Here is a 14,032-nt window from a genome sequence, read left to right on the forward strand (position 1 = left end):
TCCGATCCTCACCCGCGGGGGGCGCGCCCCGCAAAGCTGACCAGGCTCTCGCTGCCATCCTTGGCAAGCGCCGACACGCCGACGAAGTGGTCGTCGACGATCACGCCCTTCAGCACATGGCTGGTGCCCGTCACGTCCACCTGGTCCGTCCAGTCCTGGCGATCGTTGCGGCGCCAGCGGATGCGATATCCGGCGGCGCCCGGCACCGGCTGCCAGCGCGCCGTCGTGTCGGTGCTGAGCGCGCCCGCGATCGTCACGCCTTCGGGTGCGGCCGGCGCCGCTGCCAGCCGCGCGAGCGTCGCCACGTTCAGGGCGGTCACCTTCGCGAGATAGGGGAAGTCCATCCGGTCGACCGTGTCGCCATAGACGCGGCCGCTCTCGGTGCGCAGGTCCTGGTGCTGGGCGTCGTAGTTCTCGACCCCCACGGAGAAGCGCACGGCCGGGTAGCCGAGCTTCAGGAACGGCTCATGGTCGCCGCCGCGGCCGAACCGGTCGGGGCGGCGTTCCAGCACCGCGTCGAGCCCGCCCGGCACGGTTCCCGCCAGCCCGTCGACCGCCTTAGCGAGCGACCGGCTGGGCCCGTCGTCCTCGCCGCCGGCCGCGCGGCGCGCGATCTGCTGCTCCAGCGATTCGGAACTGCGGATGCCTTCGGAGAACACCCGCACCCGGTCCGCGACTCGCCGCCCGTCGAGGCCGATCGTGTTGCCGACGATGTCGTTGTTGAGCACCGCGCTCACCGTCCAGCCGCGTTCGCGCGCGGTGTCGGCGAGCAGCTCGCCGCCCCACAGTCCCTGTTCCTCGCCCGACAGCGCCGCATAGACGATGGTCGCGTCGAACTTCTCCTTCGACAAGATGCGCGCCGCCTCCAGCACCAGCGCCACGCCCGATGCGTCGTCATTAGCGCCGGGCGCGTCGCTGGTCGCGTCCATGACGTCCGTCACGCGGCTGTCGATGTGCCCCATCACGATCACCACACGCTTGGGATCGCGCCCTTGCTGGAAGCCGAGCACGTCGACGATCTGCACACCATTGGGCGCGCGCGGACCGGTGAAGCCGCGGGCGATGTTCGCCACCGTGATGCAGCCGCCGCACGCCTCGCCGATCCGGCCCATCTCGTCCGCGAACCAGCGCCGCGCCGCGCCGATCCCGCGGCTGGGGTGGTCGGCCGACGACAGCGTGTGCCGGGTGCCGAACGACACCAGCTTCTCGACGTCCGCCTTCATCCGGTCGGGCCTGGGCGCCTCGCGCGCCGTGGCAGGGGTAGCGAGGGCGAGGAGCGGCAGCAGGAAAAGGGTTCGCATGGCCAAGGGTTTGGCCGCGTTTTTGCCCCGGCTCAAGCGCCGCGTGTCAACTCAGCCGGTCGATCGCCTCCCGGTCCAGGCTGCCGGGGATGATCATCACCGGCACGGGCAGCGTGCCCGCGTCGGTGCCGGAGAAGTGGCTCACCAGCGGCCCCGGGGCGCCGCTCGCCGCCGCGCCCAGCACCAGCGCGGCGATTTCGGGATTGCCGGCAATCATCTCCCGCACGATCGCAGGGCCGTCGCCTTCGCGGACGGTCAGCGCGGGCTTCAGGCCCGACTCTTCCAGCAGCGTGCCCGCGGCGGCGGCGACCAGCCCTTGCGCGCGTTGCTGGGTTTCCTGCTCCATGGTGGCCATCACGCCGCCCCATTGGACGAACTCCGGCCGCTCGATCAGCGCCAGGATCTCAACCGAGCCGCCGGTCTTCACCGCGCGCCGCGCGGCAAAGCGCAGCGCGATCTGCGACTCGGGACTTTCGTCGATCACCACCAGATACGTACGCATCGAAAACGCTCCCCTTTGGTTTGAAGCGTGGCGACGCTCGGCCGTTCGCGCAAGCCCACGGGGTTGACCGGTGCGGCTGTGACGGCAAAGGAAGGTCAGAGCCCCGAGAGGATCCAGCTGTACCCATGTCGATCGAAATCAAGATGCCCGCGCTTTCCCCCACCATGGAGGAGGGAACCCTCGCCAAGTGGCTGGTGAAAGAGGGCGACACCGTTCGTTCCGGCGACCTGATGGCGGAGATCGAGACCGACAAGGCGACGATGGAGTTCGAGGCGGTGGACGAGGGCGTGATCGCCAAGATCCTCGTCGCCGAGGGTTCGGACAATGTGAAGGTCGGCACCGTGATCGCAATCCTGGCGGGTGAAGGCGAGGACGCCAGCACGATCGAGGCGCCGGCAGCCGCCGCCCCGGCCGCGACGCCCGCTCCGGCAGCGAGCCCGGCCCCTGCCGAGCAGCCCAAGGCGGAGGCGAAGCCCGCTTCCGCACCGGCAGCCCCGGCCAGCAGCGGCAGCCGCGTGAAGGCCAGCCCGCTCGCACGTCGACTCGCCGCCGAAAAGGGCATCGACCTCGCGGGCCTCAGCGGTTCCGGTCCCAACGGCCGCATCGTCAAGGCCGACCTCGACGGCGCCAAGCCGGGCCAGGCGAAGGCGGCGGCTCCCGCACCGGGCGCCTCGGCCGGCGCTGCGGCCAGCGTTCCCGCCGGCGGGACTGCGCCCAGCCAGGAGACCAAGGCGGTCTGGTACGACGAGTCGATCCCGCACGAGGTTTCGAAGCTCTCGAACATCCGCAAGACGATCGCGCGCCGCCTGACCGAGGCGAAGCAGACGATCCCGCACATCTACCTGACGGTCGACGTCCGCCTCGACGCGCTGCTCAAGCTGCGCGGCGAGCTCAACAAGAGCCTGGACGCGCGCGGCGTGAAGCTGTCGGTCAACGACCTGCTGATCAAGGCGCTCGGCATCGCGCTCGAGCAGAGCCCGAAGTGCAACGTGACGTTCCTGGGCGACCAGCTCGTCAGCTACACCCGTGCCGACGTGTCGGTCGCGGTCTCCACGCCGACCGGCCTGATCACCCCGATCATCCGCGACGCGGCTGCCAAGGGTGTCGCCCGCATCTCCACCGAGATGAAGGAGCTCGCCGGCCGCGCCAAGGAGAACAAGCTGAAGCCCGAGGAATATCAGGGCGGTACCGCCAGCCTTTCCAACATGGGCATGTTCGGCATCAAGCAGTTCGAAGCGGTCATCAACCCGCCGCAGGGCATGATCCTGGCGGTCGGCGCGGGCGAGAAGCGCCCGTACATCGTCGACGACGCGCTCGGCGTCGCGACCGTCATGACGGCGACCGGCAGCTTCGACCACCGCGCCATCGACGGTGCGGACGGCGCGCAGATGCTCAAGCTGTTCAAGGCGCTGGTCGAGCAGCCGATGGGCCTGCTTGCTTGAGGCCCGGGCGCAGCCGGTGGTTGCTAGGCGGAGCGCGGCGATGAAGGTGCGGATTGCGATCGAGCTGATCCAGATCGTGTTGAGCGTCGCGGCTGTCGTCGGGGTGGGGATGCTCTCCGCCTGGTCCTACCGGCCCGCGCGTGACGACGTCGAGCTGGTGACGCTGGGCGCGGTGCTGGTGGTGGTGGTGCTCGGCATCCGCCAGCTGCAACGCGCCATCGCCGAACAGCGCCTTGCCCGCGGGAGTCTGGCCCATGACTGACGGCCCGCCCCAGGGGCAGCCGGCGCTGCGCGTCACCACCATGCCCGCCGACGCCAATCCCTATGGCGACATCTTCGGCGGCTGGCTGATGAGCCAGATGGACATGGCCGCCGGCCTCACCGCCGCACGCCACGCCCGCGGCCGCGCCGTCACCATCGCGGTGGAGGCGATGCAGTTCCACGCCCCCGTGGCGGTCGGCGACGAGGTGTCGGTCTATGCCGAGCTGGTGAAGACCGGCCGCACCTCCATGACTATCGAGGTCGAGGCCTGGCGCCGCGGCCGCCACGTCGAGGAACAATGCCGGGTCACCCAGGCGCGCTTCGTCTTCGTCGCGATCGACGAGAACCGGCGCCCGCGCTCGATCAACACCGTACAATCCTGAAGAATCGCAGAACGAAAGCACCAAGCCATGGCTGAAACCTACGACCTCATCGTTCTCGGCTCGGGGCCGGGCGGCTATGTCGCGGCGATCCGTGCGGCGCAGCTGGGCCTCAAGACCGCGATCGTCGAGCGCGAGAACCTGGGCGGCATCTGCCTCAACTGGGGCTGCATTCCGACCAAGGCGCTGCTGCGCTCGGCCGAGATTTTCCACTATATGCAGCACGCCAAGGACTATGGCCTGGTCGCCGACAAGATCAGCGCGGACCTGGATGCGGTGGTGAAGCGCTCGCGCGGCGTCGCCAAGCAGCTCAACCAGGGCGTCACCCACCTGATGAAGAAGAACAAGGTGGCGGTGCACATGGGCACCGGCAAGCTGACGGGGAAGGGCAAGCTCAGCGTCACCGGCGCCGACGGCAAGACCACCGAGCTTGCGGCCAAGAACATCATCGTCGCGACTGGCGCGCGCGCCCGCGACCTGCCGAACCTGCCGGCGGACGGCAAGCGCGTGTGGACCTATCGCCATGCGATGACGCCGTCCGAGATGCCGAAGAAGCTGCTGGTCATCGGATCGGGCGCGATCGGCATCGAGTTCGCCAGCTTCTACAACGACATGGGCGCCGAAGTTACCGTCGTGGAGATGATGGACCGCATCGTCCCCGTCGAGGACGCCGACATCTCCACCTTCCTGGAGAAGTCGCTCACCAAGCAGGGCATGAAGATCCTGACGAGCGCCAAGATCGACAAGATCTCCGCCGACGCCAACGGCGTGAAGGCGACGATCACGGGCAAGGACGGCAAGGCGTTCGACGGCGAGTACAGCCATGTCATCGTCGCGATCGGCATCGTGCCGAACACCGCCGACATCGGCCTGAAGGAGCTGGGCGTCGCGATGAACGACCGCGGCTTCCTGGAGACCGACGCCACCTGCAAGACCAACGTCGAGGGGCTGTGGGCGATCGGCGACATCACCGCGCCGCCCTGGCTCGCGCACAAGGCCAGCCACGAGGGCGTGATCGCGGTCGAGGCGATCGCCGGCAAGCACCCGCACGCGATGGACGTCCGCAACATCCCGGGCTGCACCTATTGCCACCCGCAGATCGCGAGCGTCGGCCTGACCGAGGCGAAGGCCAAGGAAGCGGGCTATGAGGTGAAGGCGGGGACCTTCCCCTTCATCGGCAACGGCAAGGCGATCGCCCTGGGTGAGGCCGAGGGCTTCATCAAGACGGTGTTCGACGCCAAGACCGGCGAGCTGCTGGGCGCGCACATGATCGGCGCCGAAGTGACCGAGATGATCCAGGGCTACACCGTCGGCAAGACGCTGGAGACCACGGAAGCCGAGCTGATGGAAACGGTGTTCCCGCACCCGACCATGTCCGAGGCGATGCACGAGAGCGTGCTCGCCGCCTACGGACGCGCCTTGCACATCTGATCCGGCCGGCGGGCGGTCCTTTGGGCCGTCCGCCGCCCCCTGTCTGGCCGGCGGCTTCGGAACGGCCTTCGCGAACGCACGTTGTTGCCCGCGAAGGAGACGCCGCCATGACCAAAGCCGTTCCGATGCTGATGCTGCCGCTCGTTGCCCTGCTCGGCGCCTGTGGAGGCGGCGAAGAGGTCCGCGTGACCAACGACGAGAACGTCGTCCTCAACGACAGCTACGACAACATGGCTTTCTCGAACGATGGCGAGGATCCTGCCAACGCGATGGGCAGCGCGGGCGGGACGGACGGCGCCATGATGGGCAACGGCACTGACGCCAACATGGCGATGCCGGCCACGAACGACACGCTGCCGATCGCCAACGACGCGACGCCGACTCGCTGAGCGGGGCGGCGGCCTGCCCACGCTTCATCGCAAATAAAGGAACGGGGGCGTGCAGACTGCGTTGCACAGCCCCGAAGGAGAGAGCGCATGAAGAAGCTTTTGCTGATCGGGGCCGTGTTGCCCGCACTGGCGGGCCTCGCGGCCTGCGGCGATCGTACCACGACCGACAACACCAACACCGTGGTTGTCGATGAGGGCACGGCCAACGACACCGTGCTGACCGACGAGACGCTGGACGGCAACGCCGCCGCCACGACCGGCAACGCGACCGATGCTGCGGGCCTGACCGCGCAGAGCTTCGCCAACACCATGGCTGCCAGCGACACGTTCGAGATCGAATCGGCCAAGATCGCGCAGGACAAGGCGACGGCGCCCGCGCTCAAGAAGTTCGCGGCGCAGATGGTGAAGGATCACACCGCCTCCACCGCCAAGCTGAAGACCGCGGCCGCCAGCGCCAACGTCACCCCGGCGCCGGCGCTCACCGCCGAGCAGAATGCGAACCTGGAAGCGCTGCGCGCCGCCAGCGGTGCCGATTTCGACACCGTTTATAAGCAGCAGCAGGTCGCAGCCCACCAGCAGGCGCTCTCGGCGCTGCAGGGCTATGCCGCCAATGGCGAGGCTGCCTCGCTCAAGACCTTCGCCTCGAACACCGCCCCGGTGGTCGAAGGCCATCTGAAGGAAGTGCAGGGGATGTGATCCCCGGCGGCGGGCGCGAAGGCTCTGCGCTTTCGCGCCCGCCGCATTTTCTCCCTCGCATGGATTGACCCGACCTGCATCCGTCCCGACCAAGGGGCGAACGCGGGCAGGGGGACGATGATGCGGAACTTGGGGGTGGCGGCTGCGGCCGCAGCGGCGGCATTCGCGCCGCCGGCATTCAGCCAGACGACGGGCTCGGAGACGGTCGTGGTGACGGCCGATCGCATGCTCGACGTCCAGAGCGGCCGGCTGCTCGATCAGCCGGTGGTGGTCATCACCGACGGGCGCATCGCCTCGGTCGCGACCGGCAACGCGCGGCCGCTGATTCCGGCCGGCGCGACTCGCATCGATCTTCCCGGCAAGACGATCGTCCCCGGCCTGATCGACATGCACGTCCATCTGACCAGCAATCCGAAGTACGGCGGCTACACCGGCCTCCAGTTCACCGACAGCTTCTGGGTGGCGCAGGCGGCGGGCAATTCCGCGCGGACGCTGCGCGCGGGCTTCACCACCGTGCGCAACGTCGGGTCCGATAATTACGCCGACGTCGGCTTGAAGCAGGCGATCGAAGAGGGCTGGATCGAGGGACCGCGCATCGTCCCCGCTGCCTATGCGCTCGGCGCCACCGGCGGCCATTGCGACGAGACCTTCCTGCCGCCCTCCTTCCAGCGCGTCTCGCCCGCGATGGGCGACAGCCCGGAGGAGCTGAAGAAGCGGGTGCGCGAGCAGCGCAAATATGGCGCGGAGGTCATCAAGGTCTGCGCCACCGGCGGCGTCTTCTCCCGCAACACCGAGCCGGGCATCCAGCAGCTCCATGAAGAGGAGCTCAAGGCCGTCGCCGACGAGGCGCATTTCTGGAAGCTCAAGACCGCCGCCCACGCCCATGGTGCCGAGGGGATCAAGGCCGCGATCCGCGCCGGCATCGACACGATCGAGCACGTCAGCTTCATCGACGACGAAGGCATCCGCCTCGCCCGGGAACGCGGCACCTGGCTCGGCTTTGACGTCTACAACACCGAGTATACGCTGGCGGAGGGCAAGGCGAACGGCGTGCTGCCGGAGAACATCGAGAAGGAACGCCGCGTCGGCACCCTCCAGCGCGAGAACTTCGGCCGTGCGGCGAAGGCGGGCGCGCGCATGATCTTCTCGACCGACGCCGGCATCTATCCCCATGGCGACAATGCGCGCCAGTTCGCGGTCATGGTCCGCTTCGGCATGACCCCGCTGGACGCGATCCGCACCGCCACGTGGAATGCCGCGCAGGCGCTGGGCCGAGAGGCGGACGTGGGGGCGATCGCGGTCGGCCGCTTCGGCGATCTCGTGGCGGTGGACGGCGATCCCACCCGTGACGTGACCCTGCTCGAACGTCCCGCAGCGGTGGTGAAGGGCGGCAAGCTCGTCACCGGCCGTCAGGGCGGGTGACCGGCGGCCGGCGCGGCAGGGCAGGGGGCAACGCCTTCTCGTTCCGGCGCCCGCCATTGACCGTGCGCGGGCGAGCGCGTATAGGCGCGCCCGTTCAATGGGATGGTTCCGGTTTCCGGTCCCGACCTGCTGGGCAGCGCTGAACGTTGTTGGAGACCTAAGGCCCCGGGGCGTCTCGCCGCGTGGCCTTTGCGCATTCCTGTCACGACTCCGGCAAAGTAACCGTTTGAAAGGTGAAGGGCTTCATGCCGACGATCAACCAGCTGGTCCGCAAGGGCCGCGAACTGCAGAAGACCAAGTCCAAGGTCCCTGCGATGGAGCAGAACCCGCAGAAGCGCGGCGTCTGCACCCGTGTGTACACGACGACCCCGAAGAAGCCGAACTCGGCTCTGCGCAAGGTGGCCAAGGTTCGCCTGACCAACCAGCGCGAAGTCATCAGCTACATCCCGGGCGAGGGCCACAACCTCCAGGAGCACTCGGTGGTGCTCATCCGCGGCGGCCGTGTGCGCGACCTTCCGGGCGTGCGCTACCACGTGCTGCGCGGCGTGCTCGACACCCAGGGTGTCAAGGACCGCCGTCAGTCCCGCTCCAAGTACGGCGCCAAGCGTCCGAAGTAAGCCGGCCGCTGTTGCGGTCCATTCAGGCTGAAGTTTTAAAGGAATAAAGCAGATGGCACGTCGTCGTCGTCCCGAAAAGCGGGAAATCCTGCCGGATCCCGTCTACGGGGATCAGGTTCTTTCGAAGTTCATGAATTCGGTGATGCTGGACGGCAAGAAGTCCGTCGCCGAAGCCATTGTCTATGGTGCGTTCGAGACCATCGAAGCGCGCGCCAAGCGTGACCCGATCGGCGTCTTCCACGACGCGCTCGGCAACGTGAAGCCGGGCATCGAGGTCCGCAGCCGCCGCGTCGGCGGTGCGACCTACCAGGTTCCGGTCGAAGTCCGTCCGGAGCGTGCGCAGGCGCTCGCGATCCGCTGGCTGATCGCCTCGGCCCGCAATCGCAGCGAGAACACCATGGCAGCCCGTCTGTCGGGTGAGCTGATGGACGCCGCCAACAACCGCGGCAACGCGGTCAAGAAGCGCGAAGACACGCACCGCATGGCGGAAGCGAACCGCGCCTTCTCGCACTACCGCTGGTAACAGCGGGTCCGGCGGTCTTCCGCTGGCAACACAACCGACCTATATGATGGGGAGCCGGTCACGCCGGCTCCCCACATCGCTAAGGAAGAACGATCATGGCCCGCAGCCATCCGCTCGAGCGCTATCGCAATATCGGCATCATGGCGCACATCGACGCCGGCAAGACGACCACGACCGAACGCATCCTCTATTACACCGGCAAGTCCTACAAGATCGGCGAAGTGCACGAAGGCACCGCGACGATGGACTGGATGGAGCAGGAGCAGGAGCGCGGGATCACGATCACCTCGGCGGCGACCACGTGCAAGTGGCGCGCTGAAGAGGGCAAGGGCGAAGAGCACCTGATCAACATCATCGACACCCCCGGCCACGTCGACTTCACGATCGAAGTTGAGCGTTCGCTGCGCGTGCTCGACGGTGCGGTTGCGTGCTTCGACGGCGTTGCCGGCGTGGAGCCGCAGTCGGAGACCGTGTGGCGCCAGGCGGACAAGTACAAGGTTCCGCGGATGTGCTTCGTCAACAAGCTCGATCGCACCGGCGCGAACTTCTATTACTGCGTGGACACGATCGTCGAGCGTCTCGGCGCGCGTCCGGCCGTGCTGTATCTCCCGATCGGCGAGGAAGGCGGCTTCAAGGGCCTGGTCGACCTGGTCGAGAACCGCGCGATCATCTGGCTCGACGAGAGCCTGGGCGCGAAGTTCGAATATCGCGAGATCCCCGACGAGCTGAAGGAAAAGGCCGCGAAGTATCGCAGCGACCTGATCGAGATGGCCGTCGAGCAGGACGATGCGCTGATGGAAGCGTATCTCGAGGGCAACGAGCCGTCGGTCGCCGACCTCAAGAAGCTGATCCGCAAGGGCACGCTCGAGATGTCGTTCGTTCCGATCCTTTGCGGTTCGGCGTTCAAGAACAAGGGCGTTCAGCCGCTGCTCGACGCGGTGGTCGACTATCTGCCGTCGCCGCTCGACATTCCCGACGTGCAGGGCGTGAAGCTCGACGGCGAGACCGCGGACTCGCGTCCGCCGGAAGACAATGCGCCGTTCTCGGCTCTGGCCTTCAAGATCATGAACGATCCGTTCGTCGGCTCGCTCACCTTCACCCGCATCTATTCGGGCACGCTGACCAAGGGCAGCTACCTGAACTCGGTGAAGGACAAGAAGGAAAAGATCGGCCGTATGCTCCTCATGCACGCGAACTCGCGTGAGGACATCGAGGAAGCACGCGCCGGCGACATCGTCGCCATCGCGGGTCTCAAGGAGACCACGACCGGCGACACGCTGTGCGACGCGTCCAACCCGATCATCCTCGAGCGGATGGAATTCCCCGAGCCCGTGATCGAGCTGTCGGTGGAGCCGAAGACCAAGGCCGACCAGGAAAAGATGGGCATCGCGCTCAACCGCCTGGCTGCCGAGGATCCCTCGTTCCGCGTTTCGACCGACCACGAGTCGGGCCAGACCATCATCAAGGGGATGGGCGAGCTCCACCTCGAGATCCTGGTCGACCGCATGAAGCGCGAGTTCAAGGTCGAGGCGAACGTCGGTGCACCGCAGGTGGCGTATCGCGAATATCTCGCCAAGCCCGTCGAGCTGACCTACACCCACAAGAAGCAGTCGGGTGGTTCGGGCCAGTTCGGTGAAGTCAAGGTTCAGGTGAAGCCGGGCGAGCGTGGCTCGGGCTACCAGTTCTTCGACGAGATCAAGGGCGGTAACATCCCGCGCGAATACATCCCGTCGGTGGAGAAGGGCTTCCGCGAGACGGCGCAGACGGGCTCGCTGATCGGCTTCCCGATCATCGACTTCGAAGTGCACCTGATCGACGGTAAGTACCACGACGTCGACTCGTCGGCGCTGGCGTTCGAAATCTGCGCCCGTGGCGCGATGCGCGAGGCCGCTCAGAAGGCCGGCATCAAGCTGCTCGAGCCGGTCATGAAGGTCGAGGTCGTCACCCCGGAAGAATATCTGGGCGACGTCATCGGCGACATGAACAGCCGTCGTGGCCAGATCCAGGGCACCGACAGCCGCGGCAACGCGCAGGTGGTCGAGGCGATGGTGCCGCTGGCCAACATGTTCGGCTATGTGAACCAGCTCCGCTCGTTCACCCAGGGCCGTGCGCAGTACTCGATGCAGTTCTCGCATTACGACGAAGTGCCGCAGAACGTGGCCGACGAAGTGAAGGCGAAGCTGGCGTAACCCTGAAACAGTCGCTATGGGGCCGCGTTCGCGTGGCCCCTGATGCGGCAGCGGATTCGAATCAGAAGGTAGGAAAATGGCAAAAGCGAAATTCGAGCGGAACAAGCCGCACCTCAACATCGGTACCATCGGCCACGTCGACCACGGCAAGACGTCGCTGACCGCTGCGATCACGAAGATCCTGGCTGAGAACGTTGCGGGTAACGCTGCGGTCGACTTCGCCAACATCGACAAGGCTCCGGAAGAGCGCGAGCGCGGCATCACGATCTCGACCGCACACGTCGAGTACGAGACCGACTCGCGTCACTACGCGCACGTCGATTGCCCGGGCCACGCCGACTATGTGAAGAACATGATCACCGGTGCGGCGCAGATGGACGGCGCGATCCTGGTGGTTGCAGCGACCGACGGCCCGATGCCGCAGACCAAGGAGCACATCCTGCTCGCTCGCCAGGTTGGCGTGCCGACCATGGTGGTCTTCCTCAACAAGGTCGACCTCGTCGACGACGAGGAAATCCTTGAGCTGGTCGAAATGGAAATCCGCGAAGAGCTCTCCAAGCGTGAGTTCGACGGCGACAACATTCCGATCATCCGTGGCTCGGCGACCGCAGCTCTCTCGGGCTCGGACGACAAGCTCGGCAAGGACGCGATCCTGGCCCTCATGGCAGCAGTCGACGAGTCGATCCCGCAGCCGGAGCGTCCGCTCGACAAGCCGTTCATGATGCCGATCGAAGACGTGTTCTCGATCTCGGGTCGCGGCACCGTCGTCACCGGCCGCGTCGAGACCGGCGTTGTGAAGGTTGGCGAGGAAGTCGAGATCGTCGGCATCCAGGAAGCCGTCCGCAAGACCGTCGTCACCGGCGTTGAAATGTTCCGCAAGCTGCTCGACCAGGGCCAGGCAGGCGACAACATCGGCGCGCTGATCCGTGGCGTTGGCCGTGAGGAAGTTGAGCGTGGTCAGGTTCTGGCCAAGCCGGGTTCGATCAAGCCGCACACCGACTTCCAGTCGTCGGTCTACGTGCTGTCGAAGGACGAGGGTGGCCGTCACACGCCGTTCTTCGCCAACTACCGCCCGCAGTTCTACTTCCGCACCACGGACGTGACCGGCACGATCGAGCTGCCGGAAGGCACCGAGATGGTCATGCCGGGCGACGAAGTCGCGCTGGGCGTCAAGCTCATCGCACCGATCGCGATGGACGTTGGTCAGCGCTTCACCATCCGTGAGGGCGGTCGTACCGTCGGCGCGGGCGTGGTCAGCGAAATCAACAAGTAAGCCGCTCACAAGGCGACTGACAACAGCCGCCCGGCATCCCCAAAAAGGGGGTGCCGGGCGGTTGCCTTTTTGTAGAGGCCTCTGTAAGGGCGGCCTTCCAGTTTTTTTGAGTTTCGGCTCTTTCTCCGCCATCCTGGTTTCTACCGGGATCTCAACCCGCCGGCGCTGCGCCTGCGGCACGAGCCCTCAGCTTCGGTTGGGGTGACGGCCGGGGTCGTGACCATTTCGCATCGGTAGGGATATGGACAACAACATCCGCATTCGCCTCAAGGCGTTCGACCATCGCGTGCTCGACCAGGCAGCCGGCGACATCGCCGACACCGCCCGTCGTACCGGCGCGCTGATCCGTGGTCCGATTCCGCTGCCCACGCACATCGACAAGTTCACCGTGAACCGCGGTCCGCACATCGACAAGAAGTCGCGCGAGCAGTTCGAGACCCGCACCTACAAGCGTCTTCTCGACATCGTGCAGCCGACCCCGCAGACGGTGGACGCGCTCATGAAGCTCGACCTCGCCGCCGGCGTTGACGTCGAGATCAAGCTGGCGTAATGCGCCGGCACCGCGACGCTTGGTGATTCACCGGGCGTCGCGCTTTCGCTTCCCGCGCTAAGTCGCGGTAGAGGCTGGGAAAGCAGCTACGGGATACCGAACGGCAGGGGATCATTCGATCAAAGCCGTTGTCCGCGTCCCCGCTATCGAGGGAAAAACAGGCGGTTCGTCCGCGGTGTTCCTCGATGACCGGCCCTGGCGGGGGCGTTTGTCGTGAGGGCTGGGGCTCCGGAGCGTGAAAGCGGCCGGGGCCTTTTTCGTTGGCAAGCTCGCCGGGATGGCGAGCCTCTGTTGGAGGAGTGGGTCATGCGCACTGGCGTGATCGCTAAGAAGATGGGAATGACCCGGTTGTTCCAGGATGACGGGCGCCACGTGCCCGTGACCGTCCTGGCGCTGGAAGAGGTTCAGGTGGTGGCGCAGCGCACTGCGGACCGCGACGGCTATGTCGCGGTGCAGATCGGTGCCGGCACTGCCAAGGCGAAGAACGTCGCCAAGCCGCAGCGCGGCCACTTCGGCAAGGCCGAGGTCGAGCCGAAGATGGAAGTCTGCGAGTTCCGCGTTGCCGAAGATGCGCTGCTGGACGTCGGTTCGACGATCTCGGCGGACCATTTCGTCGCCGGCCAGCTCGTCGACGTGTCCGGCAAGACCCAGGGTAAGGGTTTCGCGGGCGCCATGAAGCGCTGGAACTTCGGTGGTCTGCGCGCGACGCACGGCGTTTCGGTCTCGCACCGTTCGCACGGTTCGACCGGTAACCGCCAGGATCCGGGTCGCGTCTTCAAGAACAAGAAGATGGCCGGCCACATGGGCGACCGCAACCGCACGCAGCAGAACCTCGAGATCGTCTCGACGGACGCTGAGCGTGGTCTCATCTTCGTCAAGGGTTCGGTCCCGGGCCACAAGGGCACCTGGCTGATCGTCAAGGACGCGGTGAAGGTCGCGCGCCATGCCGACGCGCCGTACCCCGCCGGCCTGAAGGCCGTCGCCAACAGCAACGAAACCCCGGCCGAGGCGCCCGCACAGGCGGCTCCCGAGGCGACCGAAGGCCAGGAGGGCTGA

At 66.7% G+C, this 14,032-nt stretch carries 15 protein-coding genes; 13 read left to right on the plus strand and 2 right to left on the minus strand.

What is annotated here, in order from left to right; genetic code table 11:
- Positions 1–8: 8 nt before the first annotated feature.
- Both EDF69_RS07225 and EDF69_RS07230 read right to left on the minus strand, forming a co-directional pair.
- A complete protein-coding gene (locus EDF69_RS07225) occupies positions 9–1,301 on the minus strand; it encodes a M20/M25/M40 family metallo-hydrolase (protein WP_132883254.1) in 1,293 nt (430 codons plus the stop codon).
- A gap of 46 nt (positions 1,302–1,347) precedes the next feature.
- A complete protein-coding gene (locus EDF69_RS07230; protein WP_125961424.1) occupies positions 1,348–1,803 on the minus strand; it encodes a universal stress protein in 456 nt (151 codons plus the stop codon).
- 125 nt (positions 1,804–1,928) lie between these two features.
- On the opposite strand from EDF69_RS07230, the gene EDF69_RS07235 reads away from it, so the two are divergent.
- From EDF69_RS07235 to rplC, 13 genes are all read left to right on the plus strand, one after another.
- Positions 1,929–3,245, plus strand: coding sequence for a pyruvate dehydrogenase complex dihydrolipoamide acetyltransferase (locus EDF69_RS07235; protein ID WP_132883255.1), 1,317 nt, complete (start codon positions 1,929–1,931; stop codon positions 3,243–3,245).
- Between the two features lie 40 nt (positions 3,246–3,285).
- Complete coding sequence (locus tag EDF69_RS07240) at positions 3,286–3,507, plus strand: hypothetical protein (protein ID WP_132883256.1); 222 nt, start codon at positions 3,286–3,288, stop codon at positions 3,505–3,507.
- Positions 3,500–3,889 carry an acyl-CoA thioesterase gene (locus EDF69_RS07245; protein ID WP_132883257.1) on the plus strand — a complete coding sequence of 130 codons (390 nt, stop codon included), beginning with the start codon at positions 3,500–3,502 and terminating at the stop codon, positions 3,887–3,889. Before EDF69_RS07240 ends, EDF69_RS07245 begins: the two co-directional genes overlap by 8 nt.
- Positions 3,890–3,916: 27 nt before the next feature.
- Positions 3,917–5,317, plus strand: coding sequence for a dihydrolipoyl dehydrogenase (gene lpdA, locus EDF69_RS07250; protein WP_132883258.1), 1,401 nt, complete (start codon positions 3,917–3,919; stop codon positions 5,315–5,317).
- Between the two features lie 107 nt (positions 5,318–5,424).
- Positions 5,425–5,706, plus strand: coding sequence for a hypothetical protein (locus tag EDF69_RS07255; protein WP_132883259.1), 282 nt, complete (start codon positions 5,425–5,427; stop codon positions 5,704–5,706).
- An 87-nt stretch (positions 5,707–5,793) separates the two neighbouring features.
- Positions 5,794–6,402 (plus strand): DUF4142 domain-containing protein, encoded by a 609-nt coding sequence (locus tag EDF69_RS07260; protein WP_132883260.1) that lies wholly within the window; start codon positions 5,794–5,796, stop codon positions 6,400–6,402.
- A gap of 117 nt (positions 6,403–6,519) precedes the next feature.
- Positions 6,520–7,824 (plus strand): Xaa-Pro dipeptidase, encoded by a 1,305-nt coding sequence (locus tag EDF69_RS07265; protein WP_132883261.1) that lies wholly within the window; start codon positions 6,520–6,522, stop codon positions 7,822–7,824.
- 245 nt (positions 7,825–8,069) lie between these two features.
- The gene (gene rpsL, locus EDF69_RS07270) at positions 8,070–8,441 is read left to right on the plus strand and encodes a 30S ribosomal protein S12 (RefSeq protein WP_086129340.1); all 372 of its coding nucleotides are present in this window, start codon (positions 8,070–8,072) and stop codon (positions 8,439–8,441) included.
- A gap of 52 nt (positions 8,442–8,493) precedes the next feature.
- Positions 8,494–8,964 (plus strand): 30S ribosomal protein S7, encoded by a 471-nt coding sequence (rpsG, locus tag EDF69_RS07275; protein WP_125961416.1) that lies wholly within the window; start codon positions 8,494–8,496, stop codon positions 8,962–8,964.
- Between the two features lie 95 nt (positions 8,965–9,059).
- The gene (gene fusA / locus EDF69_RS07280; RefSeq protein ID WP_132883262.1) at positions 9,060–11,153 is read left to right on the plus strand and encodes an elongation factor G; all 2,094 of its coding nucleotides are present in this window, start codon (positions 9,060–9,062) and stop codon (positions 11,151–11,153) included.
- A gap of 76 nt (positions 11,154–11,229) precedes the next feature.
- A complete protein-coding gene (tuf, locus tag EDF69_RS07285) occupies positions 11,230–12,426 on the plus strand; it encodes an elongation factor Tu (RefSeq protein ID WP_125961414.1) in 1,197 nt (398 codons plus the stop codon).
- A 241-nt stretch (positions 12,427–12,667) separates the two neighbouring features.
- Positions 12,668–12,976 (plus strand): 30S ribosomal protein S10, encoded by a 309-nt coding sequence (gene rpsJ / locus EDF69_RS07290; RefSeq protein ID WP_033921125.1) that lies wholly within the window; start codon positions 12,668–12,670, stop codon positions 12,974–12,976.
- Positions 12,977–13,282: 306 nt separating this feature from the next.
- Positions 13,283–14,032, plus strand: a complete 750-nt coding sequence (gene rplC / locus EDF69_RS07295) for a 50S ribosomal protein L3 (RefSeq protein ID WP_125961413.1) — start codon at positions 13,283–13,285, stop codon at positions 14,030–14,032.

It is taken from the genome of Sphingomonas sp. JUb134 (assembly GCF_004341505.2).
Classification (GTDB): Bacteria; Pseudomonadota; Alphaproteobacteria; order Sphingomonadales; family Sphingomonadaceae; genus Sphingomonas.

What these genes read in the sequence shown, in the direction of transcription:
- EDF69_RS07235 (WP_132883255.1), top strand. Translation starts at nt 1,929, where the DNA reads ATGTCGATCGAAATCAAGATGCCCGCGCTTTCCCCCACCATGGAGGAG.
- fusA (WP_132883262.1), top strand. Translation starts at nt 9,060, where the DNA reads ATGGCCCGCAGCCATCCGCTCGAGCGCTATCGCAATATCGGCATCATG.
- EDF69_RS07265 (WP_132883261.1), top strand. Translation starts at nt 6,520, where the DNA reads ATGATGCGGAACTTGGGGGTGGCGGCTGCGGCCGCAGCGGCGGCATTC.
- EDF69_RS07230 (WP_125961424.1), bottom strand. Translation starts at nt 1,803, where the DNA reads ATGCGTACGTATCTGGTGGTGATCGACGAAAGTCCCGAGTCGCAGATC.
- tuf (WP_125961414.1), top strand. Translation starts at nt 11,230, where the DNA reads ATGGCAAAAGCGAAATTCGAGCGGAACAAGCCGCACCTCAACATCGGT.
- EDF69_RS07255 (WP_132883259.1), top strand. Translation starts at nt 5,425, where the DNA reads ATGACCAAAGCCGTTCCGATGCTGATGCTGCCGCTCGTTGCCCTGCTC.
- rpsJ (WP_033921125.1), top strand. Translation starts at nt 12,668, where the DNA reads ATGGACAACAACATCCGCATTCGCCTCAAGGCGTTCGACCATCGCGTG.
- EDF69_RS07245 (WP_132883257.1), top strand. Translation starts at nt 3,500, where the DNA reads ATGACTGACGGCCCGCCCCAGGGGCAGCCGGCGCTGCGCGTCACCACC.
- EDF69_RS07240 (WP_132883256.1), top strand. Translation starts at nt 3,286, where the DNA reads ATGAAGGTGCGGATTGCGATCGAGCTGATCCAGATCGTGTTGAGCGTC.
- lpdA (WP_132883258.1), top strand. Translation starts at nt 3,917, where the DNA reads ATGGCTGAAACCTACGACCTCATCGTTCTCGGCTCGGGGCCGGGCGGC.
- EDF69_RS07260 (WP_132883260.1), top strand. Translation starts at nt 5,794, where the DNA reads ATGAAGAAGCTTTTGCTGATCGGGGCCGTGTTGCCCGCACTGGCGGGC.
- rpsL (WP_086129340.1), top strand. Translation starts at nt 8,070, where the DNA reads ATGCCGACGATCAACCAGCTGGTCCGCAAGGGCCGCGAACTGCAGAAG.
- rpsG (WP_125961416.1), top strand. Translation starts at nt 8,494, where the DNA reads ATGGCACGTCGTCGTCGTCCCGAAAAGCGGGAAATCCTGCCGGATCCC.
- EDF69_RS07225 (WP_132883254.1), bottom strand. Translation starts at nt 1,301, where the DNA reads ATGCGAACCCTTTTCCTGCTGCCGCTCCTCGCCCTCGCTACCCCTGCC.
- rplC (WP_125961413.1), top strand. Translation starts at nt 13,283, where the DNA reads ATGCGCACTGGCGTGATCGCTAAGAAGATGGGAATGACCCGGTTGTTC.